The sequence below is a fragment of the Nannocystis bainbridge genome, assembly GCF_028368995.1.
GTDB classification, from domain to species: Bacteria; Myxococcota_A; Polyangia; order Nannocystales; family Nannocystaceae; genus Nannocystis; species Nannocystis bainbridge.
Genome location: NZ_JAQNDL010000001.1, coordinates 3,079,004 through 3,105,659, shown reverse-complemented (window position 1 = coordinate 3,105,659; position 26,656 = coordinate 3,079,004). Strand labels below are relative to the sequence as shown.

Genomic DNA, 26,656 nt, shown 5'->3' with positions numbered 1-26,656 from the left:
ACGGGCGACCCCTCGCGGTCCGGCCGGGGCGTGGTCGAGATCCCGGCTGACGCAGTGACATGTCCTCGGGGACATGTTTTGGACCGCGGCGGCCGCCGGTGACGCGGCGAGCTCGAGCCGTGACCGGTCGCGGGGTGGTGGCGCCTTGACGATCGCCGGCCCGGCGGCCTAGACAGGAGGCGCATGACCAGTCGGAACGGCGCGCGCGAGGGTCGGTCGCGGATCTTGTGGTTTCTGCCGCTCGGGCTCGGCGTCGCCGGGGTGGCCTGGGCGACATGTCTGAAGAGACAGGTTGAAGAGACGCCGGCAGCGGCGGCGCCGGACGAGGCGCCCGTGATCGCGCCGGTGATCGCTGCGGCGTCGCAGCCGGACATCGACCCGCGCAAGCTGGCGAAGGCGGCGATCGCCGGGACCGTGCGCGACGACAAGGGCCAGCCGATCGCCGGCGCGCAGGTGTGTGCGATCGCCATGGGCGGGCTGCTCGACGCGCGCGACACCTTCACGCCGCCGTGCGCCGTCAGCGAGCGCGACGGGCACTACCGCGTCGACGGCCTGTGGGCGGTGCGGCACTCGGTGAGCGCGTCGGCGCCGGGGTACGTGCCGGCGTTTCACACCCGCGGCGAGCGGCCGTCGAACCTCGACATGGTGGCGCTGGCGCCCGGCGGCGAGGCGCTCGGCGTCGACATCACGCTGCGCGGCGGGGGCGTGGAGATCCACGGCGTCGTCACGGACCTGAGCGGCGGCGCGGTCGAGGGCGCGATCGTCAGCGCGGGCGGGGTGTACCTCGGCACGGGCATGGCGTTCGCCACGTCGGGCGCGGAGGGAGCGTTCTCGTTGTGGCTCGCGCCCGGCCAGCCGCAGGTGCACGCGCGCGCCGAGGGCTACGCGCCCGGCAGCGACCGCGGAGCGGCGCCGGGGCACCGGTTCGAGCTGTTCTTGACGCCCGAGTCGGTGCTGGTCGGCAAGGTGGTGCGCGCGGGCGACGGCTCGCCGGTCGAGGGCGCGAAGGTCACGGCGACGCGCGGCGACACGTTCTTCGGCGGCGGCGGCGGTGTGTCGGTCACCGATGCCGGCGGCAACTTCCGCATCGCTCAACTTTCGCCCGGCGCGTACAAGCCGAGCGTGGCGGCCGACGACGCGTTCGGCATGGCGGCCGAGCAGGTGGTGCTCGGGCTCGGCGAGACGTCGGAGGCGATCGTGATCGAGGCCCACCCGGCGACGACGATCGCGGGCGCGGTGGTGGTGACGCCCGGCGGAGCATCCTGTCCCTCGGGACATGTGGGGCTGCAGGGCGCGGGCGAGCGCGACTTCGGGGCGGAGATCGAGGCCGACGGGCGGGTGCGCGTCCCGGGCCTGCTGCCGGGCACCTACGAGGTGACGGTGCGTTGCGAGGGGTTCGTGTCGGCCGAGAAGTACGCGCCGGTGACGGTTACCGAGCGGCCGATCGAGGACCTGCGGTGGGACGTGGCGCCGGGGCGGGCGATCCGCGGCACGGTGACGACGGCGAAGGGCGAGCCGGCGGCGGCGGTCAGCGTGATGGCGCGGGTCAAGGCCGAGGCCGGGCAAGCGGCCCCGCGCGCGAGCGGCCCGGCGTTCGTCGACTCCGACGCGAGCGGGCGCTTCGAGCTGGCGGGGCTGCAACCCGGCGCGTACGAGGTGCGGGCGTTCTCGAAGGGGACGCCGCGGCCGACCGGGGACAAGCCGATCGAAGTGACATTGCCCGAAGGACAGGACCTCGAGGACATCCGCGTCACGCTGCTGGCGTCGGGGCAGGTCCGCGGCGAGGTCCGTGACGTGCACGGCAACCCGGTCGCGCGGGCCCAGGTGTCGCTGCAGGCGCCGGGGCGGCGCGCGTCGGCGATGACGGCCGACGACGGGAGCTTCCACGTGCCCGAGGCGGCGGCCGGCGAGTACCGCGTGGCGGCCACGCGCGACGGCGTCAAGCTGCGCGCGCCGGGGACCGGCGACGACGACGTGCAGGGCGTGAAGTTGATGGTCGAGGCCGACGCGGTGGCGACCGTCAAGCTGACCGTCGAGACCGGCAACGGGAAGATCGTCGGGGTCGTGCGCGACGCCGGCGGCGCGGTCGTGGGCGACGCGTTCGTCGAGGCGACGCGCGAGTCGGAGAGCGCGCGCGGGTCGGGCGGGGCGGCGCCGCGGTTCTTCAGCCTGAACAGCAAGCCGCACCTGACCGACGCCGAGGGCCGCTTCGCGGTCGAGGAGCTGTTCCCCGGCAAGTACACGGTCCGCGCGTTCCGCCGCGGCGGCGGCGAGACGACGGTCGAGCACGTGGCGCTCGGCGCCGAGGTGACGCTGACGATCGCGCCGACCGGCCGCTTGGCGGGGACGGTGGCGCTCAAGGGCGGCGGTTCGCCGCAGGAGTTCTCGGCGACGCTGGCGGACCCGCGCACCGGGTATCAGCGCACCGACCAGTTCTTTCGCACGGGTGGCGCGTGGAGCTTCGCGGAGCTGCCGGCGGGCGAGTACAAGCTGTCGGTCAGCGCGCCGGAGGGCACGCAGGACGCCGAGGTGTCTCTCGGGACAGGTGAGGAGCGGGCCGGGGTGCGGGTCGAGCTGGCGGCGAAGGTCAAGCTGCGCGGGACGGTGGTCGACCTCGAGGGGGCGCCGGTGGTCGGCGCGGCGGTGCGGGTCAGCCAGGGCCAGGGCTACACGATCGACGACCGCCACACCCCGCGGACCGACGCGCAGGGCCGCTTCGAGGTCGAGGGAGCGCCGGTCGGCCTGGTGACGGTGCTGGTGGCGGCGCCGCGCGGTACGGCGGTGGATTACAGCCAGACGACGTGGACCACCACGATCGCCGGCGGGCCCGAGGTCGAGCTGCCGCCGATCCGGGTCGCCAAGCAGCGCCTCAAGTCGGGCGAGGCGAGCGGAGACCTCGGCTACGCGATCAAGCTCGGGGCACCCGCGGCCGACCCGGCGCAGCGCAAGTTCGAGGTCGCGCTGGTGCGCCCCGGGTCGCCGGCGGCGGCGGCAGGCCTGCGAGCGGGCGACGTGATCGTCAGCGTCGACGGCGAGGACGTGACCGGCGAGCGGCGCTACCTCTACGAGCAGCTGACGCGCGCGCCAGTCGGCACGACGCTGCGCCTCGGGCTCGAGCGCGGCGCGACGCTCGAGGTCACCACCGGGGCGCCGCCGTGAATGGTGACTCGTGGGGTCGCCTCGCACCGGCGCGCGGCGGGCGATAATGTCCGCTCGCCGTTTGCGCACTTCCCACCGCGTGGGGTTTCAGGCACACCTGCGGTGGTGTCCTTCGCCTGGAACGACGCAGACGCGGAGGTCTATCAGGTGGGCGGCACCGAGGTGCTGCTGTGGCGCCCGGCCGAGCGGTTCCTGATCACCAGGCTCAAAGGACAGGCGACGCTCGGGGCGCTGCAGTTCTACACCGGACGGGCCGAGCGCGAGATGAGCCTCGGCCGCCTGACGGTGTTCCACGAGTGGGCCGAGATGGCCGGCTACTCGCCCGCGGCGCGCGACGAGCTCAAGCGGTGGGGCAAGCTGCACAACGGCGCGTTCGAGCAGGTGGAGTACCTGGTGCGCTCGAAGGTGGTGGCGATGCTGATCTCGGTGGCAGCATTGACGCTCGGCCGCGACCTGCACGCGACGACCGACGAGGTGCAATTCCTCGACGACCTGTTCCGCGCGCTCGAGCGCCGCGGTCTTTGAGACAGTGACTGCGAGAGGTCGCGGGTGGGCGTGCAAAGGCTCGACCCTGCGACGAGTAGATCGATACGGGTCGGCGCTTCGCCGCGCTCGCGGCCTCGGCGGCAATGGACGGTGCGCGTCAGAAGCGTACTTGCAGGCCAGTGGCGCGGAGCTGCAATTCGTAGCGGCGCAACGGCGTGCGGTGGTGCCAGCGCCCGACGGCCACCCCGATCGTCGGCGCAGCGAAGGCGCCGGTGAACGCCGCGAACGACAGGGCGCACACGGCGGGGCCCGTCTCGTCCTCTCCGTCCCCGGCCGCCAGGATGCCGCCGCTCGACGCGTCGATCCTGCCCCACAGCGCGCGTCCTCGCCACTGCTTCGGGTTGCTGCGCGAAGAGCCCGATGCCCGGTGTCCCTGGCTCCACCATCCTGGATGCCGAGCACTGGCTCTTGCCGCGGGGCGCGGACGCCGTTGCTGGCCGACACGACCTGAAGCACGTCGCCTCGTCGAGGGAGACGACGCTGTTGACCGCAAGCAGCCCGGTGACCCACGACAGCTCGAGCGGCCAGAAGCTGTTGGACGGCACGTCGGACGTCCCCGCGGTATGATTGGTGCGGGCGACGGTGATGCTCGCCGAGGTCTCGGCGACGGCGACGACCACGAGCAAGTCAGTCGCAAAGAATTCGTCGCGGTGATGCGACGCGCGGCGCATGTGCGCGCGTCGCTTCGATGACGTCGCTGCAACACGCGGAGCATCCTTCGATCGAGGGCCCGCAAAAACCCCGGTGAGATGAAATCGACTTCACGCGAAACTGCGGCGGTGGAGCCGCGTCGCGGCGGTCTCGTGCGAGAACGCGCAGTGGTCACCGAGGCGGGCAGAAGTGCCCGTGTCCGATGTTCTTGGTTCTGTGCTAAGTGGTCGGTTCGCACCTGCGAGGACGCCCACCATGAACCTCCGACCGCTCGGCTCCACCGGCCTTCAAGTGTCCTCTATCGGTCTCGGCGGCATGCCGCTCTCGCTCGAAGGGAGGCCGGCCAAGTCGGAGGCGATCAAGGTGATCCACGCGTCGCTGCGAGCCGGCGTGACGCTCATCGACACGGCCGACGTGTACTGCCTCGACCAGGCGGAGATCGGGCACAACGAGAAGCTGATCGAGGCGGCGCTCGAGCAGTGGCAAGACCCGGAGTCGGTGGTGGTGGCGACCAAGGGCGGGCTGACCCGACCCGGCGGCGCATGGGTCACCGACGCCCACCCGCGCCGCCTCAAGGCCGCCTGCGAGGCCAGCCTCAAGGCGCTCAAGGTCCCGGCGATCACGCTCTATCAGCTGCACTCGGTCGACGACGCGGTCCCGCTCGAGGACAGCGTCGGCGCTCTGGCGGAGCTGCGCCGCGCCGGCAAGATCGTGCACATCGGCCTCTCCAATGTGACAGCCGCGCAGATCCGCCGGGCCCAGCAGGTCGCGCCGATCGTCAGCGTGCAGAATCGCTGCAGCGTGTTCGACCGCCGCGACTTCGGCAACGGAGTGATCTCGCTGTGCGAGGCGGAGAAGATCGCCTACCTCGCCTACAGCCCGGTCGGTGGCTCCCGCGGCAAGCACCGTGTCGCCGAGGATCCGACGTTGCGCCGCGTCGCCGCCGACCACGGCGTGTCCCCGTTCCAGATCGCCCTCGCGTGGCTCGTGGCCCGCTCGCCGGTCGTCATCCCCATCCCGGGCGCGAGCAAGATCCCCAGCGCCATCGACAGCGCGGCGGCCGGGGCGCTCACACTCTCGCACGACGACCTCGCCGCTCTGGAGCATGCGTTCCCGACGACGCAGGCGTCTCCGTCGGCCGCACGCGCCGTCTGAGGACCCCCTTTACGCCGTTTTGCGGCGTGATACGGTCGCCGCGCATGACTCAGGGTCTCGATCTCGCAGGGCAGCTGGCGCAGTTCAAGGCAGTGGTCGACTCGTTGCCGTGGGCCGTCTTCTGGAAGGACCTCGACTCGCGCTACCTCGGCGGCAATCAGGCGATGGCGAAGTTGTGCGGCTTCGCTTCACCGGATGACCTGGTGGGGCTCAGCGACACGGACCTGTGGTGGCGAGACGACGCCGCCTCGTACCGGGCCGACGACCTCGACGTGATCCAGTCAGGCCAGCAGCGGCTCTACGTGCGCCTGCCGTTCCCCGGAGAGGGCGGCAGCACGATCTGGATCGATCGCCACCGCATCCCGCTGCGCGACCCCAGCGGGGCGATCGCCGGCGTGATCGGGTGGTTCGAGGACGTGACCACCAGGAAGAACGCCGAGGACGCCGAGGCGCAGGCGCAGCTCGAGGCGACGCTCGAGATGGCGACGCCGCTGCTGCCGGTGGCCGACGGCGTGCTGGTGATGCCGCTGATCGGCAAGCTCGACGCCCAGCGGGCGGCGCAGATGTCCGAGACGCTGCTGACAGGGGTGACGCAGTACCGCGCCCACACGGCGATCCTCGATGTCACCGGCGTGCGGCGCATGGACACCACGGCGATCGAGGCGCTGGCGCGGGCGGCCGCGGGCGTGCGCCTGCTCGGGGCGGCGGCGGTGGTGACGGGCGTGGGCCCGACGGTGGCGCAGGCGATCGTGCGGCTGGGCGTGGATTTCGGCCAGGTGGTCGTGCTCGGTGACCTCAAGGCCGGGGTGGCGCACGCCCTCGCGTCGGCCCACAAGCGCCGCGCCTGAGCCGGTCGGCGCGGCGGGTGCGGGGCGTGGTAGCCTGTCGCCCCGTCCATGCACGCGCTGTGGTTCATGATCCTGGCTCTGGCGGTGCTGGCGATCGCCTACCGCTACTACTCGGCGTTCCTGGCGGCGAAGGTGCTGGCGCTCGACGACGCCCGCATCACGCCGGCGCACGTGCGCAACGACGGCCAGAACTACCACCCGACGTCGCGCTGGGTGCTGTTCGGCCACCACTTCGCGGCCATCACCGGCGCCGGTCCCCTGGTCGGCCCGGTGCTGGCGGCCCAGTTCGGCTTTTTGCCCGGTTACTCGTGGATCTTGATCGGCGTGGTGCTCGGCGGGGCGGTCCACGACCTGGTGATGCTGACGGCCTCGGTGCGCCGCGGCGGCCGCTCGCTGGCGGAGATCGCCCGCGACGAGCTCGGACCCGGCGTCGGCGCGGTCGCGGGCGTGGCGATCCTCTTCATCGTCGTCATCGCCCTCGCCGGCCTCGGCCGGGTGGTCGTCGGCGCGCTGGCCGAGAGCGCGTGGGGAGTGTTCACGATCGGCGCGTCGATCCCGATCGCGCTGGCGATGGGCCTCTATATCTACAAGGTGCGCCGCGGCAGCGCCCAGGGCGTGCGCGAGGCGACCGCGGTCGGGGTGCTGTTATTATTACTGTGTGTGGTGTTCGGCAAGCAGGTCCAGGACTCGAGCCTGGGCCAGCTGCTGCAATTGTCGGAGACGACGATCACGCTGCTGATCGCGGCCTATGGGTTCGTCGCCAGCGTGCTGCCGGTGTGGATGCTGCTGTGCCCGCGCGACTATCTGTCGTCGTACATGAAGATCGGGACGATCGCGCTGCTCGTCCTGGGGATCGTGCTGGTCAACCCGGTGATCGAGATGCCGCTGCTGAACACGGTCGGGGCGGGCACGATCGCGGTCGACGGCGAGGTGTTCCCGGCGGTGGTCCGCGGGTCGCTGTTCCCGTTCGTGTTCATCACCATCGCCTGCGGGGCGATCTCGGGCTTCCACGCGCTGATCGCCTCGGGCACGACGCCGAAGATGGTCGACAAGGAGTCCGACATCCGGCCGATCGGCTACGGGGCGATGCTGATGGAGGGGCTGGTCGGGATCACGGCGCTGCTGGCCGCGACGGCGCTGCCACCCGCCGATTACTTCGCGATCAACACCGACCCGAAGATCGCGGTGGTCGCCGACGCGAAGGGCGGGCTGGCGCCGACGCGCGAGGCCCTGGCGGCGCTCGACCCGGTGATGACGGCGGACGATCGCCGACGGCTCGGGTTGGCAGAGGGGCAGTCGGCGACGGCGGCGGCGGAGCGCTCGCTGAAGCTGTCGGAGGTGCTGCGGCTTTCCAATGGGTCACTCGCAGCATTGGGCTACCACGCCGAAGCGGGCTCGCTGCACGCGTCGGAGCTGAGCACGGGTGACTTCAAGCGCCTCGGGGTGAAGGTCGAGGACCTGCCGAAGCTGGCGGAGGCGACCGACGAGGTGATCGCGGCACGCACGGGCGGGGCAGTGTCGCTGGCGGTCGGGATGGCGCGGGTGTTCTCGGGCCTGCCCGGCATGCGCGCGCTGCTCGACTATTGGTACCACTTCGCCATCATGTTCGAGGCGTTGTTCATCCTGACGACGATCGACACGGGGACGCGGGTGGGCCGGTTCCTGCTGCAGGAGTTCATGGGGCGGTTCCACCGCAAGCTCGGCGATCCGTCGTGGCCGCCGGGGGCGGTGCTGTCGTCGCTGGTGATCGTGGCCGGGTGGAGCTACTTCATCCTGACCGGATCGATCGCCACGATCTGGCCGATGTTCGGCATCGCCAACCAGCTGCTGGCCGCGGTGGCGCTGGCGGTCGGGACGACGATCGTGCTCAAGGAGGGCCGCCGCCCGGCCTACGCGTGGGTGACCCTCGGGCCGCTGCTGTTCGTCGGCACGACGACCCTGACGGCCGGGTTCCGCTCGCTGGTCGAGGTCTACGTGCCGATGACCCGCGACCCGGCGACGGCGACGATGGGGATCGTCAACACGATCGTGACGGGGACGCTGCTGGCGTGCGTGGTGGCGATCCTGGCGATGAGCGGGCGCAAATGGCTGGAGATCCTGCGCGCGCGGACGGGGTGAACGAGAGAGATGACTTTTCGGACATGCTCGATGGAGCATGTCCGATGGAGCATGTGTTTGCGGTCATCTGGATCGCAGCGCCTCGTCGAACCAGCGCTCGCGCGCAGCCACGCGAGCAAGGCGGGCGCGACGGAGGCGTCGTCCAGCAGCTCGAAGGCGGCGACGATGGCGGACTGCGCTGCGGCTTCGACCCGCGGGAGACGGTCGAGCAGCGCGGGGATGTGATCGCGCGCGCCGAGGCGGCCGAGGGCGAGCGCCGCGGTGGCGGGGTGGGCGTCGAGGTGACGGGCGACGAGCGGCGCGATCGAGGCGTCGCCGAGGCAGCCGACGGCCGCGAGCAATTGCTCGAAATCGCGGCGGGTTTTTTCAGCGATTTTTGCCGCGGCCTTCGGTGTGCGCGGCGTGGCGGCGGCGAGGATGCGCTCCAGGATCGCGCTCGGCACGCTGGCCCGGCGCTCGGCCAGGACGCGGAGGACCGCGGCGTGTTGGGTGGAAAAAGCATCGTCGAGCCACTCGACGAGCAGCTGTTCGGCCGGGCCACCGGGTAGCCGCCGGAGCAGCGCGATCAGGTCGGCGCGGCGATTCGGGGTGGTCGCGAACTGGGTCCGCGCCGCAGCGAGCAGGTCGTCGGCGGGACCCTCGCAGATGGCCTCGATCGCGGTCCACTTGGTGTCGGCGCGGGCGAGCTCGGCGAGCTGGCGGGCGCCGGTCATGCGACCTCGAGGAGATGACGCGGCATGGCGAGCGCGGGAGGCATGGGCGGAAGGCGGAGGGTAGCACGCGTGCGGGCAGGCTCGGGCGCGGCGGCGAGCGGCATCGTCCTGGTCCTTTGAACATGTTTTATGAGACATGTCGTAAAGGGCGGGCAGTCAATAGCCAGGACGGCGGTTTTGGCGCCCGCGGCGAGGGCCATCCGGGGCGCGGCGGTGGCGTCGCCGGCATACACTTGCGGAGCGTTGACTCCCGCGCGCGCCGGTCTACCCTCAGGACGATCTCGGTCGTCATGCCGCTCCGCTTCGAAGAGGCCCGCACACCCAAGGGCGCGCCGCTGCTCATCATCCACTCCAGCGGCCACGTGGCGCTGTCGGACGCCGAGGCGTTCGGGGCCCTGGTCGGGCCGGGCGGGCCGAACCACCGCTGGCGCGTGCTGCTGTTGACGGAGAAGGGGATCGAGTACGCCCCGGACGCGCGCAAGTACTTCCCGACGACGCAGGGCAACTACCTCGCCATCGCCGCGGTGGTGACGAACCCGATCGTGCGCGCGGCGATCAACGTGATGATCCGCCTGGCCGGCGGAGCCCGCGATTTCCGCTCGTTCTCCGCCGAGGCCGAGGCGCTGGCCTGGCTCGACGAGTTGGAAGACGCAGGGCGCTGAGAGGCGCGCAGTGAACCTGGCGGAAGGGACAGGCGTCAGCGGCCCGCCCGCTCGTCTCTGCCGCAGCGCAGGCGCGCGGAGGGGACAGGCTTCAGCGCAGCGGCTTCAGCATGCGCTCGAGGCCGTTGATCTTGATCTCGAGGGTGAGCGCGAGCTGGCGGCCGAGCTTGCTCGACGGGAAGCCCTGGCGCGAGAACCACACCAGGTACGGCTCGGGCAGGTCGAGCAGCGCGAGGCCCTGGTACTTGCCGAACGGCATGCGGGCGTCGATCAGGTCCTGCAGCGCCTCGGGGTCGAGCTGGAGTTCGGCCACGCGCGCAGGATAGCCGAACCGCGGGCCGCTTGCAGCCGCGGGAGCGGCGCCCCAGTCGCCGATCCGGACATGTCTATTCAGACATGCTCGATGGAGCATGGCCGCTCGGACATGCTCGAGAGAGCATGTCGCATCAGACAGGCCCGCCCGCTCAGCGGCTGAGGGCCCGGCGGTAGAGGTCGAGGTAGCGGGCGGCGCTGCGGCGCCAGCTGAAGTCCTGCTGCATGCCGTTGCGGACGATCTGCTGCCACACCGGGCGGTTGTGGTAGAGCGCGATCGTGCGGCCGAGGGCCCAGGCGAGGGCGGAGGCGTCGATGTCGTTGAACAGGACGCCGGTGGCCTGGCCGGCGCTCAGGCTCTCGGGGGTGGTGTCGACGACGCTGTCGGCCAGGCCGCCGGTCCGGCGCACGACCGGGACGGTGCCGTAGCGCAGGCCGTACAGCTGGGTGAGGCCGCACGGCTCGGTGCGCGAGGGGATGATGATGGCGTCGCCGCCGGCCTGCATGCGGTGGGCGAGCGGCTCGTCGTAGCCGCCGCGGTAGGCGACGCGGCCGGGGTTGAGGCGCGCGGCCTGCTGGAAGCCCTCGACGAGGCGCTCCTCGCCGGAGCCGAGGACGGCGAGCTGGCCGCCGCGCTCGAGGATCGAGCGGCCGGCGCTGAGCAGCAGGTCGAGGCCCTTCATGGTCACGAGCCGGCTGACGACCACGAACAGCGGCGCGTCGGGGTCAGGGTGGAGGCCGAGCTCGAGCTGCAGCGCGCGCTTGCCGTGGCGCTTGCCGGCGAGGTCGTCGACGCTGTACGGCGCGGGCAGGTGGGCGTCGGTGGCCGGGTCCCAGACCGCGGTGTCGATGCCGTTGAGGATCCCGTAGAGGTCGGCGTCGCGCCGCCGCAGCAGGCCGTGGAGACCGTGGCCGTAGGTCTCGGTCTGGATCTGGCTGGCGTAGGTCGGGCTGACGGTGGTGATCTTGTCGCTGTACCAGAGGCCGGCCTTGAGGAAGCCGAGGTGGCCGTGGAACTCGACGCCGTGGATGTCGAACATCGAGGCGGGCAGCCGCAGCGCGCCCATGGCCTCGGAGCGGAACACGCCCTGGTAGGCGAGGTTGTGGATGGTGGTGACGGTGGCCACGCGCTGCTGCGGCGGCATCATGGCGACGTAGGCGGGCACGAGGCCGGCCTGCCAGTCGTGGCCGTGGATCAGGTCGGGCCGCCAGCGCTGGCCGCCCTCGGGCCCGGCGAGCCACACGGCGGCGTCGCACAGGGCGCCGAAGCGCAGGTGGTTGTCGCCGAAGTCGCGCCCGTGCTCGTCGACGTAGGGGTTACCTGGCCGATTGTACAGGTGAGGGGCGTCGAGCACGAGCAGCTCGAGCCGACCGACGCGGCCGTACATCAGCTTGGCCGGACCGCCGCCGACGAGGCCGTGCAGGTCGACCTCGCGGCCGCGCGTCTGCAGGCCGGCCAAGACCTTGGGGTAGCCGGGCACGAGGACGCGCACGTCGACGCCGAGCTCGGCGAGCGCGAGCGGCAAGGCGCCGACGACGTCGGCCAGGCCGCCGGTCTTGACCAGGGGATAGACTTCGGAGGCGACGAACAGGACGCGCATGTGAAAACCCGGGGGCGCTACAGGCGGTCGATCATCTCACGCGTGATCAGGGTGACGCCGCCGGCGGTGCGGTGGAACCGACGCGCGTCCTCCTCCGGATCCTCGCCGACCACCAGGCCCTCGGGGATCTCGACGCCGCGGTCGACGACGACCTTGCTGAGCCGCGCGCTGCGGTTCACCACGACGTCGGGCAAGATCACGGCGCCCTCGAGCCGCGAGTAGGAGTGACAGCGGACGTTGGAGAACAGGAGGCTGCGCTTCACGAGCGAGCCGGAGATGATGCACCCGCCCGAGACCATGCTGCCGAGGCAGTGGCCGCGCCGGTTGTCCTCGTCGTGGACGAACTTGGCCGGCGGGAGCTGCTCCTGGTAGGTCCAGATCCGCCACTGCGGGTCGTAGAGGTCGAACGGCGGGATGATGTTGGTGAGGTCGATGTTGGCCTCCCAGTAGGCATCGACGGTGCCGACGTCCCGCCAGTACGGCGAGCCGCCCGACTCGCTGACGACGCAGCTCTCCTGGAAGCGGTGCGCGAACACGCTGGCCCGGCCCTGCACGAGGTACGGGATGATGTCCTTGCCGAAGTCGTGGTTCGAGTTCGGATCCTCGGCGTCGCGCCGCAGCTGGTCGAACAGGAAGTTGCCGTTGAACACGTAGATGCCCATGCTCGCCAGCGACATCTCGGGGTTGCCGACGATGGGCGGCGGGTCGGCCGGCTTCTCGACGAAGCGGACCACGCGACCGCCAGGGTCGACCGCCATGACCCCGAACGCGCTGGCCTCCTTGCGCGGGACCTCGAAGCAGGCGACCGTGACGTCGGCGCCGCGGGTCACGTGCTGCCAGAGCATCTTGCCGTAGTCCATCTTGTAGATGTGATCTCCGGCGAGGACGATGACGTGCGACGGCTGCAGGCTCTGGAAGATGTCGAGGTTCTGCCACACGGCGTCGGCCGTGCCGCGGTACCAGTCCTCCTCGTTGAGCCGCTGCTGGGCCGGGAGGAGGTCGACGAACTCGTCCATCTCGCCGCGCAGGAAGCTCCAGCCGCGCTGCAAGTGGCGCAGGAGGCTGTGCGACTTGTACTGCGTCAGCACGGAGATCTTGCGGAACCCCGAGTTGATCGCGTTCGACAGCGCGAAGTCGATGATGCGGAACTTGCCGCCGAAGTAGACGGCCGGCTTGGCCCGGCGATCGGTGAGAGCGGCGAGGCGACTGCCACGCCCACCGGCCAACACGAGGGTCAGCGCGGTTCGAGTGAGTTCACGAAGACGCGGCTCGAAGACCATACAGGGCCCTCCCTCCGGTCATGTACCACCGCCCGGGTGGCGAGATCAACATCGCGGCAGGATGGCCACCTCCGGGCCCGTCCACGCAGCAGGGCTCGCATCACAGCCAGTGCCGCCGCCGGAACCAGACGATGAGCCCGGCAGCAGTCAGCGCCATCAGGCCGAGGGCGAAAGGATATCCCATGGTCCACCGCAGCTCCGGCATGATGTCGAAATTCATGCCGTAGATGCCGGCGATGAAGGTCAGGGGCAGCATGACGGTCGAGATCTGGGTCAGGACCTTCATGATCTCGTTGGTCTTGTTGGCCGAGACCGAGAGATAGGCCTCGACCGCCGCCTGCACGCCCTCGCGGTTGGCCTCGGAGATGTCGGCGACGCGCACGAAGTGGTCGTAGATGTCGCGGAAGAAGGCGATGCTGTCGCGCGGGATGAGGTCGATGTGGCCGCGCGCGAGCGACTCCAAGATCAGTCGCTGGTGACCGGTGATCCGGCGCAGGCGGTTGATCGTCTTCTTGGCGTCGAGCACGAGCTCGAGCTGCTCCGGCTCGGGCCGGTGGATGATGAGGTCCTCGAGCACGTCGAGCCGGGCGCCGATCTTGTCCATGACCGGCAAGTAATTGTCGACGAGCCGGTCGAGCAGGCGGTGCAGCACGCGCACGCTGATCCACGGGCGATGACAGGGGTCGCACACGTCACGGTGGAGCTCGCTGACCGAGCGCAAGGTGTTGTCCGCGTGGTGGGTGACGACGTAGCGCGGGCCGGCGAAGATGTCGAGCTCGAGGGTGTTGACGACGAAGCCGGTGTCGAGGTCGAGGCTGTGAAAGTCGACGCCGTGGACGATGAGAAACACGTAGTCGTCGTAGACGTCGAGCTTGGGGTGGCCGTAGTCGTGGAGCATGTCCTCGATGGCCAGCGGATGGAAATGGAACACGTCGGCGAGCACGCGCGCCTCGTCGTCGGTCGGGTCCTGGAGGTCGAGCCAGAGCGTGATCTCGGGGTCCGCGAGCAGCCGCGTCAGGGCCCCGAGCTCGGTCTCGTTCCAGTGGCCGCGCGTCGGGTGAAAGGCGTGCAGCGTGAACACCCGCCGAGGGTACCACGCGCGCCGCGAGCCTCAGCCGCGCGCCCGGACGTCGGCCCGCGTCTGCTCGGCCAGCGCGAGCTCGACCGCGAGCCCGCCAGTCCGCGTGCTCAGCACAGGGCGCAGGGCGACGCCGACGGTGACCCGCAGGTCCGGCGGACACAGCAGCGCGGCGCGCCAGGCGGGGAACCTGTCCCGAAGGACGTGTCCGATGTGGGCGTAGAGGTCGCGCAAGGTCCGGGCGCGGCCGACCCGGAGGCCGTAGGGCGGGTTGGTGAGCAGCAGGCCGCGGGCGCTGAACGGCTCGCAGGCGGCGAACGGGCGCACGGCGAAGGCGATCGCGCCGTCGACCCCGGCGCGCTGGGCGTTGGCGCGCGCGGCCGCGACGGCGCCCTCGTCGCGATCGGAGGCGACGATCGGCGCGTAGGGACATGGCTCTTGGGTCAGGCTCGCGGCGGCCTTGCGCAGGGCCGGGTAGGCGGCGGCGAGGGCGGGCCAGCGGGCGCACGAGAAGTCGCGCAGGGCCCCGGCGGGCTTGCCGTGGGCGATGAGGGCGGCCTCGATGGCGATCGTGCCGGAGCCGCAGAACGGGTCGAGCAGCGGCTCGCCGGGGCGCCAGCCGACGGCGGCGAGCAAGGCGGCGGCGAGGGTCGGGCGCAGCGGGGCCTTGGCGGTGGCGAGCCGGTAGCCGCGGCGGTGCAGCGGGTCGCCGGAGCTGTCGACGCTGACGGTGCAGCGGTCGCGCTCGAGGCGGATCACCAGCAGCACGGTCGAATGGGTCGAGCTGGCCTCGGGGTCATCCTCGCCGTCGTCGTGGGGGTGCGCGAGCTCGACGTGGGCGCCGAGGCGCGCGGCGACGGCGAGGTGGACGCGCTCGGCGATCGCGCCGGTGTGGTAGAGGCGCGACTTGTGGGCGGTGGCGCGCACGGCCAGGCGCACCGGCGCGTGCGGGGGAAACAGGTCCTCCCAGGCGATGTCGGTCATCCGCTTGGACAGCAGGGCGAAGCTGTGGGCCGGGAACTCGGCCAGGCGCACGAGCACGCGGGTGGCTGTCCTTAAGTGCAGGTTGGCGGCGATCAGCGCCGCCCAGTCGCCGCGAAAACCGACGCCGCCCGGCACGACCTTCCCGGGGCCGAGGCCGAGGGCGTCGAGCTCGGCGGCGACCAGCGGCTCCAGCCCGGGCAGGGCCACGGCGAACAACTCGCGCATCGAGCCCAGTCTAGCGCGACTGCGACGTCGATCACAACGCGGCGCTGTCGAAGCAGAAGTCCCGCGTCGCCGCCCCCGCCGCGCCGGGCTCCGTCACTTGAAGTTCTGCACCATCCACATGCTGCCGCCGCCGGCGTCGGCGAAGCCGCAGGCGACCATGCTGTACTGCTCGCTCGACATGTTGATGTAGTGGCCGTGCATCTGGAAGTCCTCGCCCGGTCCCTCGGCCCACATCTGCTCGAGGCAGCCCGGGAGCGACTGCTCGGCCGGGCTCGGCCACCCGGGGCACTCGTTCTGGGCGGACTCGCCGCACATGCCGAAGGCGCCGTGCGGGGTGCCGCTCTGGCCGTCAGCCGCGGCCTCGGCGTCGGAGCAGCTCTCGGCGTCGGTCCACCGCTGATAGGCCGGCAGGCCCAGCGTGGCGCGGTACATGTTGATGGTGTCGACGCACAGCTGTCGCGCCTGCTCGTACGGATCGGCGGGGTCGCCGGTGGTGTCGGAGGCCGAGCTCGGATCGCTGGTCGGGCCGGCGGAGGGATCGCTGGTCGGACCGGCGGAAGGATCGGCGCCGGTGGTGGTGGCGCTGGTGCTGGTCGGGTTCGGCGGCTCTTCGTCGTCGGTGGTCGCGCCGGGGCCGTCGCTGGTGCCGCTCATCGAATTGGTGGCGGCGTCGTTGCCGGTGGTCGCGGAGCCGTCGCTGCCGTCGCTGCTGCTGCCGTCGGTCGGCGCCGCGGTGAGGCCGTCGAGCGGATCCTTGGGGTCGGAGCAGGCGGTGAGACACAGCGGGGCGAGCAGGATCAGCGAGACGTAATTGCGCATGAGGCCTCCGTAAAGCGAGAGCGACCATAGCAGGCGCGGGCTGGGGCGGCGTGGGGGCGCGCGTGTCCATGCCGGAAGCCTCGCGGCCTCGAGAGCGCGGGCGCGCGAGCGTGCCCTCGCCGCGGGTGCGGCCATGTCGCGCGCGCGAGCGAGTAGACTCGGAGCGTGTACTTCGTGATCGCGCTCGTCGGGATGGGTATGATCGGCTGGCTTGTCATCGCCCTCGTCACGCAGGGGCCGATCGCACAGGCTGCGCACGACCAACTGCGCGCGAGCGGGACGAAGGCGACGGGGACGATCCTGGCGGTCGGCGCCGGCCGGGTCACGTCGCGTCAGGGGTCGCTGCAGATCTACACGCGGCCGGTGACGCTGAAGGTCGCGCTGCCGGGCGGCGAGGCGCAGATCGAGGCCGCGATCGTGGTGCCGGAGATGTTGCAATCGCTGCTGCTCGCCGGGGCCCCGTGCGAGGTCATCGTCGACCCGGCGGATCACAAGCGCGTGTGCATCACTTCGATCGGCAACGCCTTTGGCGTGCATACCCCGGTCGATCTCGGGACGCTCTACTCGCGCTGGTGAGCGGGCTGGTCCGTTGCCCGCAGCTCGGCGCAGTCGCAGACAAATCGTGCATGCCCGGGCTGGGCGCGTGAATTGGCAGGCTGAAGCGAGCACGTGAACGAACGCGCGCGGTGCGCGGACGAAGTGTGCGTCGTGGCAAACGCGTCACCGCGGCGGGATATGGCGGGGCCGGGGCGTCATGGCATGATGCGCGCCATGTCGCTTCCGCCTCTTCGCCGCGCCAAGATCGTCTGCACGATCGGTCCCTCGAGCCAGGACCAGATCGGCGCGCTCATCTCGGCCGGCATGAACGTCGCCCGCCTCAACTTCTCGCACGGGTCGCACGAGGACCACACGCGGGTGTTCCAGACGATCCGGAGCGAGGCGTCGGCGCGCGACATCGCCGTGGCGGTGCTCGCCGACCTGCAGGGGCCCAAGATCCGCGTCGGCAAGATCCCCGCGCCGGGCCTCGAGCTCAAGGCCAACGAAGAGTTCATCCTCAGCGTCGACCCCGAGGCCAAGGTCGAGGCGGGTCGCGTGGCGATCGACTACCCGCACCTGGCCGGCGAGGTGAAGCCGGGCGACCGCATCTTGATGGACGACGGGGCGCTCGAGGTGCGCGTGACCGGCGTCGAGGGCCCAGACATCAAGACGCAGGTGGTGACCGGCGGCCTGCTGACGTCGCGCAAGGGCGTCAACCTGCCGGGGGTCCACCTGTCGCTGCCGTCGATCACGGAGAAGGACAAGGAGGACCTGCGGTTCGCGCTCGAGCTGGGCGTCGACCTGGTGGCGATCTCGTTCGTGCGTCAGCCGGAGGACGTGCTGGCGGTGCGGACGATGATGGAGGAGTACGGGCGGGTGGTGCCGATCGTGGCCAAGATCGAGAAGCCCGAGGCGGTCACCAACCTGAAGTCGATCCTCGAGGTGTCGAACGGGATCATGATCGCCCGCGGCGACCTCGGGGTGGAGATCGGGCCCGAGGAGGTGCCGGTGATCCAGAAGCAGGGCATCGAGCTGGCCAACCGCGTCGGCAAGCTGGTGATCACGGCGACGCAGATGCTCGACTCGATGATCCGCAACCCGCGGCCGACCCGCGCCGAGGCGTCCGACGTCGCCAACGCGGTGCTCGACGGGTCCGACGCGGTGATGCTGTCCGGAGAGACAGCCTCGGGCGCGTACCCGCTGCAGGCGGTGCACACGATGGACAAGATCGTGCGCTCGATCGAGCGCCAGGAGCGCTACTGGCGAGAGCCGTCCGACCTCGACCTCGGCCACTCGACCAACGCGATCGCCCGCGCCGCGGTCGTCTGCTGCAAGTCGCTGCCCGACACCAAGGCGATCGTGACGTACACGGTGTCCGGCGGGATCGCCCGCCTCGTCAGCGACTACCGCCCGCGCGTGCCGATCTTCGCGTTCACGCCGAACCCGGCGACCTACCAGGCGCTCGCCGTGTACTGGGGCGTGGTCCCGGTGCTCTTCACGGTGTCGAGCCCGCACGGCAACAGCATCTTCGTCGACATCGAAAGGCTCATCCTCAGCCGCGGAATGCTGGCGCGCGGGGACCGCGTCGTGATCACCCTCGGGTACCCGGTGAAAGATCACAAGTCCGTGAACCTGCTCAAGCTCCACGTGGTCGGGGAGAGCTTGCCTCCCCCGCCGAACCTGTGATACACACCGCCTCCCCTTGGGGAAGCCCATGGGGAGGCCACGCACGCGAAGGTGGCGGAATTGGTAGACGCGCCAGACTAAGGATCTGGTGGGGTAACCTGTGAGGGTTCGAGTCCCTCCCTTCGCACCACGCCGAGGACGCTCTCCTCGGCGTTTTTGTTTTGGTCGCGCGACCCGCAGGTCGCCGCGCCTCACGCGAGCCGGCGAGTTTCGCGGGTTCGCGGGCGGCGCGGTCGGGCTATAACCCGCGCCATGACTGCGTCCGCAATCTCCACGGTCGCCGTGATCGGCGCCGGCACCATGGGCCACGGGATCGCCCAGGTCGCCGCCGCCGCCGGCTTCGAGACCCGCCTCTACGACGTGCGCGCCGACCTGGTCGAGACCGGGCTGACGAAGATCCGCGCCAACCTCGACGGCGGGGTGGCCAAGGGCAAGGTCACCGAGGCCCAGCGGACGGCCACGCTGGCGGCCCTGCGCGGCGAGACCGAGCTGGCGGCGGCCGTCACCGGCGCCGATCTCGTGGTCGAGGCGGTGCCCGAGAAGCTGGCGCTGAAGCAGGAGCTGTTCACGAAGGTGGCGGCGCACGTGGCGTCGACGGCGGTGCTGGCGACCAACACCAGCTCGCTCAGCGTGACGGCGATCGCGGCCGGGCTGCCCCACCCGGAGCGGGTGATCGGGACGCATTTCTTCAACCCGGTGCACGTGATGAAGCTGCTCGAGATCGTGGTCGGGCAGCAGACCGCGCCGGAGGTGCTGGCGGCGGTGCAAGGCTGGGGCGCGAAGCTCGGCAAGGACTGCATCGTGGTCCGCGACTCGCCCGGCTTCGCGACCAGCCGCCTGGGCCTGGTGATCGGGCTCGAGGCGATCCGCATGGTCGAGGAGCAGGTGGCGTCGGCAGAGGACATCGACAAGGCGATGTGCCTCGGCTACGGCTTCCCGATGGGCCCGCTCAAGCTGACCGACCTGGTCGGGCTCGACGTGCGCCTCAACATTGCCGAGTACCTGGCGGCCAACCTGCAACAGGGCGACCACTTCCGCCCGCCGGCGCTGCTCCGCGAGATGGTGGCGGCAGGCAAGCTCGGGAAGAAGTCGGGCGAAGGTTTTTACAAGTGGTGAGCGGCGGGTGACCGCGAGCGACGGGCCGGCACCTTCGCGGGGATGTCGGCAGGTCGCGGGGCGCGATGATGCGAGGGGTGAGTGAAGCGGAGGTCGCGGTGGCGAGCGCGGCGGGCCGTTCGCTGCGGGTGGTGAAGTGGAGGCCGCGGCGAGGCGACCGTTCGCCCCGCGGTTGCGACCGTTCGCTGGGTTGACGGGCACGATGCACCCAAGCCCGGGCGTATGAGCGAGCGCAGGAGGCGCTCGCATGTGGAGCCCGTGGAGACAGCACTTCGAAGAGAACGCGCGCAGGCCGTTGCCGGTGGTCGAGGCCGCAGGGGTGCCGCCGCGCTGGCAGGCGCCGCTGTGCCGGTCGCTGGCGATCTTCCAGGTCGGCGAGAGCGGTGAGGGGCGGATCGTCCGCGAGATCGAGCGCTCGCACCTGGCAGGCGTCGACGCCGACTATCGGGCGGCGCTGAAGCTGTTCGTCAAGGAAGAGGGCCGGCATGCGCGGATCCTGGCGGCGATGGTGCGCGCCCTGGGAGGATCGCTGCGCGGCTCGGCGTGGACCGACCGCCTGTTCGTGCACGGGCGCCGGCTGCTGGGGCTGCGACTCAAGCTGCTGGTGCTGCTGGTGGCCGAGGTCATCGGCATCGGCTTCTACGGGATGATCGCGGAGCGATTGGGGACCTGTTCGATGGGACAGGTGCTGCGGGAGATCTGCGGCGACGAGGAGGCCCACCTCGAGTTCCACTGCGGATTCTTCCGCCAACAGACGGCGTCGCCGTGGCGGCGGGCGATCTTCAGCGCGGTGTGGTTCGTGGTGGCCGCGGCCGCGTGCACGCTGGTGCTGATCGATCACCGAGCGACGCTGCGCGCGCTGGCGATCGAGGGGGCGCCGCGGCGGCTGTGGAGCCTCGTCACCGGGGTGCGGCGACGGGTGTGCGAGACCCAGGCCGCCGCGCCCGTGTTAGCGTGAGCGCGTGAGCCAGAAGGACTTCGAGCGGGTCTACTCGCAGGCGCCGTGGGAGCAGCAAGTCGGCTACTGCCGGGCGCTGCGAGCCGGCGACCTGATCTTCGTGACAGGCACGGCGCCGATCGACGCGAGCGGCGCGGGGGTGTTCGCGCCGGGCGACGCGTACGCGCAGGCTCGCCGCTGCCTGGAGCTGATCGAGCAGGCGCTGCGACCGTTCGGGACGGACCGGACACGGATCGTGCGGACGCGGATGTTCGTGACGGAGATCGACCGCTGGGCCGAGTACGGGCGCGCCCACGCGGAATTTTTTAAAGAGGACCGACCGACGACGACGATGGTCGAGGTGCGGCGGCTGATCGATCCGGCGATGCTGATCGAGATCGAGGCGGACGTGTACGCGCCGCTGTGAACTGGGGAAGGCTCGTGTTCCCGATCGGGTAACCTTCGCGCGTGCAGGACCTGCTCGATGCCCTCGCCGCGCCGCTGCGCGCGCTCGCCTCTGCAGCGGCCGAGGCCCACGTGTCGGCGTACCCGCGGGGCTTCGAGCTCTACGCGGTGCCGCTGCCCGAGCCCGAGCTGCGCGCGCTGGTCCGCGACTGGGAGGTCGACTGGGACTGGCTGTGCGACGAGGTCCGCGGGCTGGTGGTGGCTCACCTGCGCGCGCTGCAGGCGGCGGGCACGATCGACGCGGTGACGGTGGGCGCGAGCACGCAGGCGTGGCGGGCGGCCGCTCGCGGGGCGACGCATCCGCTGGTGCGCCTGCTGGCCGACGCGGAGTTCGGCGGGGCGCGGGCGGACGAGGTGACGGCGGCGCTGGCCGAGGCGGCGACGCTGCCGGGGGCTGACCCCGAGCGGCCGGCGCTGGTGCGCACCGGCGTGTGAACACAAGCTGTCTTTTGAGACATCTCGGAAACTCAGGTGCGAGCGGTCTGCGGACGGCCGGGCTCGCGCCGGGCGCACGGCACGCCACGCGAGCCCCGGGCCGCGTGGTTGCTCGCGGTTGGGCGCCGTGCTAGGCAGCCCGCTCCCATGCCGGGCGGACTCTCCCAGCGGCAGCGCGAGGCCCTGAGCGGGCAGGCCGCGCCCGGACGGGCCAGGGTGCTCGCCGTCGGGATCGACGATTACGACCGCGACTGCGGCTTCGAGCCGCTGACGACCTGCCGCAACGACGCGCTCGGGTTCGCGGACTGCTTCCGCGACGTGCCGCAGCTCGAGGCCGACCTCGAGGGCGTCAAGGCGCTGGTGTCGGGGCGAGGGGCGACGCCGTCGCGCGGCGCGATCGTCAAGGCGCTGCGAGAGCTGGTCCGGTCGAGCGCCGCGGGTGACCGGGTGATCTTCTACTTCAGCGGTCGCGGGCACCACCTCGTCGGCGATCCCGCGGCCTATCTGGTGCCGCAGGACGCTTTCGCGGACGACGATGCGAGCTGCCTGGTGTCGCTGTCCGTGGTCGCGGAGATCCTCGCCAGCTCGCCCGCCGAGCAGAAGCTCATCGTGCTCGATGCGCGCCCGACGGCCCCCGAGGCGTTCGACGCGTCGCTGCGCACCCTCGAGGGGGTGACGATCCTGGCGATGTCGGCCGAGAGCGCGCCGACGCGATCGCCGAACCCGCAGCACGGCCTGTTCACCGCGCTGTTGCTGCCGGCCCTGCGCGGCGAGGAGCCGGGGGCGCTGGTCGAGCGGATGTTGACCGTCTCGCGCCTCCACGAATTCTTGGCGGCGCAGATCCACCGATGGGCCCCCTCGACGCGCTCGGTGCTGTCACTGCATGACGCGTCCGACGAGGCGCTGGTGCTCGCGGACTTCAGCGGCCCGATCTTGAGCCAGGGCGCGCTCGGCATCGATGGTCGACTGTTCGACACGGTGGAGATGTCGGTCGGCGCGCGGCAGATCCTCGTCAAGGAGGTCTTGACCGGGCTGTCGCGCACCCATTATTCGCAGGCGTACCTCGAGACGCGCGCGAACGCGGCGCTCGGCGAGCACCTGGAGGAGGAGCTCGGGCGCGTGGTCAGCCGGCTGCGCGCGCGCTTCAAGTGGGCGTCGTCGGCGGTGTCCGTCGAGGGCAGCGGCGTCAGCTTCCCCGACGGCCACTACAGCGTCCGCTACGAGGCGACGGAGAAGCTGCGCGGGGTCCTGGTCGAGGACCTGTCGCTGCGGCCGGCCTGGCTCGACGCGCCGGGGCTCGTGGCCGATCTGCTCGAGTGCCTGCAACTCCGACCGGAGCGCATCACGTTCGCGCTGCGTGCGGGCTGCGTGCCGGCGCAGTGCGTGTCGCGGCTCGAGGCGCACGGGTGGGTCATCACCTCCGAGCTGGCGCACAAGGTCGAGGCGGCGCACGGGGAGTGCACGTTGATTTTGGACAGGCAGACACTGACGCTGGTCGACCTGCCGCTGCGTGAGATGTTCGCGGAGACGCCGGACCGGGACGCGGTGCGCAAGGCCGCGGCTGCGCTGGCGGTGTTCGGCGGGCAGTAGGCGGCGCGTCCGGGTGGGCCCGCGCGTCCTCCGCGAGGGGCTGCGCGGGCGCGCCGGGCTCGACCGCGGCCGGCTGCGGTCGAGCCCGGCACGCCCGATCGGGCGAGTCGGTGGTGGAACGCGGCCGGGTTCGGCGGCATACAGGGGCGCATGCTTGCCCGTCTCTCGAAGGACCTCTCCGTGCCGTCCCGCTGCCTCGGGGCGGCGTTGCTCGCCCTGGTCGCGGCCTGCCAGCCGAAGCCCGCGGCCGAGCCGGCGACCGAGCCTCCGCCCGTCAGCGAGCCGCCGAAGCCGGTGACCGCGGGCGCCGAGGGCGGCGAGGTCGAGGGCACCTGCAAGGTCGACGCGGACTGCGTGCCGGCCTCGTGCTGCCACCCCGCGAGCTGCGTGCCCGCGGCGCAGAAGCCGGACTGCACCGACGTGATGTGCACGATGCAGTGCGCGCCGAACACGATGGACTGCGGGGGCCACTGCGCGTGCGAGGCGGGCAGCTGCAAGGCGGTGCTCGCGGGCAGTATCTGAGGACATGTCCGAACGGACATGTTGATTGTCCAGGGCCCGCGGGTCCCGAGCGACATGTCCGCCGGGACATTTGATTTTTGCCGGGGCGCTCGCGCCCTGGGCCCGGCGGCGCGTGTAAAACGGCGCAAGATGTGGTGCACTGCGGATCGTGCTCGAGGCGATCAGCATCGACCAGCTCCGCACCCTCCGCGCCGTCGCCGAGGCCGGCAGCTTCACCGCGGCGGCGCGCCAGCTCGGGCGGGTGCAGGCGGCGGTCAGTCAGTCGATCCAGCGGCTCGAGGCGCAGCTCCAGCTGAAGTTGTTCGACAGGACGGGGCGCGTGCCGGTGCTGACCGAGCACGGGGCGGCGCTGGTGGCGGCCGCCGAGCAGATCCACGCCGACTTCGAGGCCGTCGAGGCCGTGGTGGCGCGGCTGCAGCGGGGCGAGGAGACGCGGCTCTCGCTGGTGGTCGACGCCATGTTCCCGAGCGCGGCGCTGGTCGGCTTCGCCCGCGAGTTCGCGGCGGCGCACCCGGGGGTCGAGCTGACGATCGCCACCGAGATGCTCGACGCCGTGACGGCGATGGTGCGCGAGCGCCGGGCGACGCTGGGGATCGCCGGCATCGACGCGGACCTCAGGGGGCTCGAGCAGCGCCAGCTGGCCGATTTGAAGATGATCGCCGTCGCGGCGCCGTCGCACCCGCTGGCCGCGATCGTGGGGCCGATCGACGACGCGGCGCTGGGGTCGGCGGTGCAGATCGTGCTCAGCGAGCGCGCGGCCGACGGGCGCGGTTCGGCCAATCGCGGGGTGCTGTCGGCGCGGACGTGGCGCGTGGCCGATCTCTCGACGAAGCACGCGCTGATCGTCGGCGGGCTCGGTTGGGGTCACGAGCCCGAGCACCTGGTGCGCGAGGCGATGGGTCGCGGGGAGCTGGTGGCGCTGAACCTGGCCGCGTGGGGCGACGCGCCGCCGCTGCGACAGCTGACGCTGGTGCGACGCAAGCGGTCGCCGCTCGGGCCGGTCGCGGGCTGGGCGGTCGATCGGCTGACCGATCTGTGTCGCCTGGCGCTGCGTGGATCGACGGCCGCGGCGTGAAGCCGCGTGTGCTGGCGATCCGTCGATTCGTGCCACTGCGGCAGCGCGGGGGTTGTGGCGTGAATTCGGGGCATCACCTCGGGTGATGGCGGGCATCACCTGCGGCGCAGTTCCGCTGGCGAGGCGCGGCGTCATGATGTCGGACCATGGACACGACGATCACGACTCCGACCCTTCCTGGCCTCGAACTCCCGGGGCGAGCCCGCCGCGTCGAGGCCGTGCACCGCGGCGGCCCGATGCACTGGGTCGGCGATGGATTTCAAGTGCGCGGGGTGTTCCCGAGCCGCAGCTTGCCGATGGAGCGGGTGAGCCCGTTCCTGTTGCTCGACCATCACCCGCGGCAGGCCTATCCGGCGCTGACGCAGGGGCGGCGCGGCGTCGGCTGGCATCCGCATCGCGGGTTCGAGACGGTGAGCCTGGCGTGGGAAGGCACGATCGCGCACCGCGACACGGCCGGGCATTCGGGGATCATCGGGCCCGGTGATGTCCAGTGGATGACGGCGGCCGGGGGCATCCTGCACGAGGAGTATCACGAGCAGGAGTTCGCCCGCCGCGGCGGTGCCGTGCGCTTCTTGCAGCTGTGGGTCAACCTGCCGGCGCGGCTGAAGATGAGCGAGCCGGGGTATCAACCGATCACCGCGGCCGACATCCCGAGCGTCGAACTCGACGACGACGCGGGCCGCGTGCGGGTGATCGCCGGCGAGTTCGCGGGGGCCCGCGGACCGGCGCGCACGCACACGCCGATCACGCTGCTCGACGTCGAGCTGCGGGCGAGGCACCGCGTGCGCGTGCCGCTGCCGGAGCACCACAACGCGCTGGTGCTGGTCGAGTCGGGCCACGCGAAGTCGGGCAGCGAGCACGCCCGCGACGGCGAGCTGCTGGTGTTCGAGAACTCGGGGGCGTTCGTCGAGCTGGTGGCCAAGGACGACGCGCATCTGGTGGTCCTGGCCGGTGAGCCCATCGACGAGCCGATCGCGTCGTACGGGCCGTTCGTGATGAACACCCGCAGCGAGCTGGCGGCCGCGGTCCGCGACTTCGAGCTCGGCAAGTTCGGCCCGGTGCCGGCGTGACAGGGTCGGCTGCGCGCGGACTGGGGTGAACGGCGGCGGTCGATGTCCTGATGGACATGTCCGTTGGGACATGCGAAGGAGCAGCCGTGGCGACCCTGCGAGCGCGTCGGGTCCGCGGCGCGACGGAGCTCGCGGGGCCGGGCGTCCGCGCGAGCGGTCGGCGGGCTGTCCTTCAGGACCCGCCGAGGCGGCGGCGGTCGGCGGGCTGTCCTTCAGGACAGGCCGAGGCGGCGGCGCAGGCGGCGGGCGGCCTGGCGGGAGATCGGGACGAGGTCGCCGCCGGGCATGCGGGCGTTGTAGCCGCCGGTGTCGAGCGGCTCGAGGCGCTCGATCTTCTCGAGGTTGACGAGGGCGCGCCGGTGGACGCGCTCGAAGGCGGCGGCGGGCAGCCTGTCCTCGAGGTCCTGCAAGCTCTGGTCGGTGAGCAGGGTGCGGCCGTCGAGGTGGAGGGTGACGAGGGCGCCGTCGAACACGGCGTGGCTCAGGGCCTGCGGGTCGACGAGGAGGATGCCCTCGCGGGTGGTGACCGGCAGGCGCACGAGCTCGCGCGGGCCGCCACGCTGGCCGCCGAGGCGCTGACGCGCCCGCTCGAGCGCGCGGTGCAGCCGCACGGCCTCGATCGGCTTCAACAGATAGTCGACGACGCCGAGGTCGAAGGCGTCGACGGCGTGCTCGTCGTGCGCGGTGGTGAAGATGACGTAGGGGCCGTCGTCGCCGAGGAGGGCCGCGGTCTCGAGGCCGGTGAGGCCGGGCATGCGGATGTCGAGCAATACGACGTCGACCTCGGCCTCCGGGTCGCGCAGGCGCGCGAGCGCTGCCTGGCCGGCGTCACACTCGCCCGCGAGCTCGACGCCAGGGAGGTCGGCGAGCAGCCGGACCAGCCGCCGCCGCGCCAGCTCCTCGTCATCGACGACGAGAATTTTTAATAAAAGGGAGGTCATCGGGACGTGGTGAAGGCGGTTGAGCGGCGGGTCGGCAGGTGCTGCGGTTACGCATGTCCGAGGGGACATGTCCTTTGTGCACGGCGGCGCTGCGCCTGGTGAAGATAGGTGGGTGTCTGAAGGGACAGGTT

25 protein-coding genes and 1 tRNA gene are annotated in these 26,656 nt (G+C 71.5%); 18 read left to right on the top strand and 8 right to left on the bottom strand.

Translation table 11 applies throughout. The features are described from left to right. Positions 1–183: 183 nt before the first annotated feature. Together POL25_RS12140 and POL25_RS12135 are read left to right on the top strand one after the other, a co-directional pair. Positions 184–3,159, top strand: a complete 2,976-nt coding sequence (locus POL25_RS12140) for a carboxypeptidase regulatory-like domain-containing protein (protein ID WP_272086132.1) — start codon at positions 184–186, stop codon at positions 3,157–3,159. Positions 3,160–3,264: 105 nt separating this feature from the next. Continuing rightward, entirely contained in the window at positions 3,265–3,684 is a 420-nt protein-coding gene (locus POL25_RS12135) for a hypothetical protein (RefSeq protein WP_272086131.1), read from the top strand. Between the two features lie 118 nt (positions 3,685–3,802). Here POL25_RS12135 and POL25_RS12130 read toward each other — a convergent pair whose 3' ends face one another. Continuing rightward, positions 3,803–3,946 carry a hypothetical protein gene (locus POL25_RS12130; protein WP_272086130.1) on the bottom strand — a complete coding sequence of 48 codons (144 nt, stop codon included), beginning with the start codon at positions 3,944–3,946 and terminating at the stop codon, positions 3,803–3,805. Between the two features lie 665 nt (positions 3,947–4,611). Here POL25_RS12130 and POL25_RS12125 point away from each other — a divergent pair. The 5 genes from POL25_RS12125 to POL25_RS12105 all read left to right on the top strand — a co-directional run bounded on the left by POL25_RS12125 (position 4,612) and on the right by POL25_RS12105 (position 9,852). Further along, on the top strand, positions 4,612–5,511 hold the full coding sequence (locus POL25_RS12125) for an aldo/keto reductase (RefSeq protein WP_272086129.1): 900 nt from the start codon (positions 4,612–4,614) through the stop codon (positions 5,509–5,511). A gap of 44 nt (positions 5,512–5,555) precedes the next feature. Next, positions 5,556–6,359, top strand: a complete 804-nt coding sequence (locus POL25_RS12120; protein ID WP_272086128.1) for a PAS domain-containing protein — start codon at positions 5,556–5,558, stop codon at positions 6,357–6,359. Positions 6,360–6,407: 48 nt separating this feature from the next. Further along, complete coding sequence (locus POL25_RS12115; protein WP_272086126.1) at positions 6,408–8,477, top strand: carbon starvation CstA family protein; 2,070 nt, start codon at positions 6,408–6,410, stop codon at positions 8,475–8,477. A gap of 44 nt (positions 8,478–8,521) precedes the next feature. After that, a complete protein-coding gene (locus tag POL25_RS12110) occupies positions 8,522–9,025 on the top strand; it encodes a hypothetical protein (protein WP_272086125.1) in 504 nt (167 codons plus the stop codon). A gap of 455 nt (positions 9,026–9,480) precedes the next feature. Then, positions 9,481–9,852: a DUF7793 family protein gene (locus tag POL25_RS12105; protein WP_272086124.1), complete on the top strand. Its 372-nt coding sequence runs from the start codon at positions 9,481–9,483 to the stop codon at positions 9,850–9,852. A 91-nt stretch (positions 9,853–9,943) separates the two neighbouring features. Here POL25_RS12105 and POL25_RS12100 read toward each other — a convergent pair whose 3' ends face one another. The 6 genes from POL25_RS12100 to POL25_RS12075 form a co-directional block, all read right to left on the bottom strand. Beyond that, a complete protein-coding gene (locus POL25_RS12100; RefSeq protein ID WP_272086123.1) occupies positions 9,944–10,165 on the bottom strand; it encodes a DUF3820 family protein in 222 nt (73 codons plus the stop codon). Positions 10,166–10,316: 151 nt separating this feature from the next. Continuing rightward, complete coding sequence (gene glgA, locus POL25_RS12095; RefSeq protein ID WP_272086122.1) at positions 10,317–11,765, bottom strand: glycogen synthase GlgA; 1,449 nt, start codon at positions 11,763–11,765, stop codon at positions 10,317–10,319. A 17-nt stretch (positions 11,766–11,782) separates the two neighbouring features. Continuing rightward, on the bottom strand, positions 11,783–13,045 hold the full coding sequence (gene glgC / locus POL25_RS12090) for a glucose-1-phosphate adenylyltransferase (protein ID WP_272086121.1): 1,263 nt from the start codon (positions 13,043–13,045) through the stop codon (positions 11,783–11,785). Between the two features lie 100 nt (positions 13,046–13,145). Then, a complete protein-coding gene (corA, locus tag POL25_RS12085; RefSeq protein WP_272086120.1) occupies positions 13,146–14,126 on the bottom strand; it encodes a magnesium/cobalt transporter CorA in 981 nt (326 codons plus the stop codon). A 30-nt stretch (positions 14,127–14,156) separates the two neighbouring features. After that, positions 14,157–15,332, bottom strand: coding sequence for a THUMP domain-containing class I SAM-dependent RNA methyltransferase (locus POL25_RS12080; protein ID WP_272086119.1), 1,176 nt, complete (start codon positions 15,330–15,332; stop codon positions 14,157–14,159). A 93-nt stretch (positions 15,333–15,425) separates the two neighbouring features. Beyond that, positions 15,426–16,151 carry a CAP domain-containing protein gene (locus tag POL25_RS12075; protein ID WP_272086118.1) on the bottom strand — a complete coding sequence of 242 codons (726 nt, stop codon included), beginning with the start codon at positions 16,149–16,151 and terminating at the stop codon, positions 15,426–15,428. A 165-nt stretch (positions 16,152–16,316) separates the two neighbouring features. Here POL25_RS12075 and POL25_RS12070 point away from each other — a divergent pair, with 165 nt between their 5' ends. The 11 genes from POL25_RS12070 to POL25_RS12020 all read left to right on the top strand — a co-directional run bounded on the left by POL25_RS12070 (position 16,317) and on the right by POL25_RS12020 (position 25,584). Next, positions 16,317–16,727, top strand: a complete 411-nt coding sequence (locus tag POL25_RS12070) for a hypothetical protein (RefSeq protein WP_272086117.1) — start codon at positions 16,317–16,319, stop codon at positions 16,725–16,727. A gap of 195 nt (positions 16,728–16,922) precedes the next feature. Next, entirely contained in the window at positions 16,923–18,374 is a 1,452-nt protein-coding gene (gene pyk / locus POL25_RS12065; protein ID WP_272086116.1) for a pyruvate kinase, read from the top strand. Between the two features lie 45 nt (positions 18,375–18,419). Next, positions 18,420–18,504 (top strand) — tRNA-Leu (locus POL25_RS12060). A gap of 122 nt (positions 18,505–18,626) precedes the next feature. After that, on the top strand, positions 18,627–19,490 hold the full coding sequence (locus POL25_RS12055) for a 3-hydroxyacyl-CoA dehydrogenase family protein (protein ID WP_272086115.1): 864 nt from the start codon (positions 18,627–18,629) through the stop codon (positions 19,488–19,490). 247 nt (positions 19,491–19,737) lie between these two features. Next, a complete protein-coding gene (locus tag POL25_RS12050) occupies positions 19,738–20,448 on the top strand; it encodes a hypothetical protein (RefSeq protein WP_272086114.1) in 711 nt (236 codons plus the stop codon). 4 nt (positions 20,449–20,452) lie between these two features. Next, complete coding sequence (locus POL25_RS12045; RefSeq protein ID WP_272086113.1) at positions 20,453–20,854, top strand: RidA family protein; 402 nt, start codon at positions 20,453–20,455, stop codon at positions 20,852–20,854. 41 nt (positions 20,855–20,895) lie between these two features. Beyond that, entirely contained in the window at positions 20,896–21,327 is a 432-nt protein-coding gene (locus POL25_RS12040) for a hypothetical protein (RefSeq protein ID WP_272086112.1), read from the top strand. A gap of 147 nt (positions 21,328–21,474) precedes the next feature. Continuing rightward, entirely contained in the window at positions 21,475–22,917 is a 1,443-nt protein-coding gene (locus tag POL25_RS12035) for a caspase family protein (protein ID WP_272086111.1), read from the top strand. 150 nt (positions 22,918–23,067) lie between these two features. Next, entirely contained in the window at positions 23,068–23,439 is a 372-nt protein-coding gene (locus POL25_RS12030) for a hypothetical protein (RefSeq protein WP_272086110.1), read from the top strand. 148 nt (positions 23,440–23,587) lie between these two features. Then, complete coding sequence (locus POL25_RS12025) at positions 23,588–24,514, top strand: LysR family transcriptional regulator (RefSeq protein ID WP_272086109.1); 927 nt, start codon at positions 23,588–23,590, stop codon at positions 24,512–24,514. A 146-nt stretch (positions 24,515–24,660) separates the two neighbouring features. Next, positions 24,661–25,584: a pirin family protein gene (locus POL25_RS12020; protein ID WP_272086108.1), complete on the top strand. Its 924-nt coding sequence runs from the start codon at positions 24,661–24,663 to the stop codon at positions 25,582–25,584. A 212-nt stretch (positions 25,585–25,796) separates the two neighbouring features. Here the strand turns inward: POL25_RS12020 and POL25_RS12015 are convergent, their stop codons facing one another. Further along, entirely contained in the window at positions 25,797–26,594 is a 798-nt protein-coding gene (locus POL25_RS12015) for a LytR/AlgR family response regulator transcription factor (RefSeq protein WP_272086107.1), read from the bottom strand. Between the last annotated feature and the right edge of the window lie 62 nt (positions 26,595–26,656).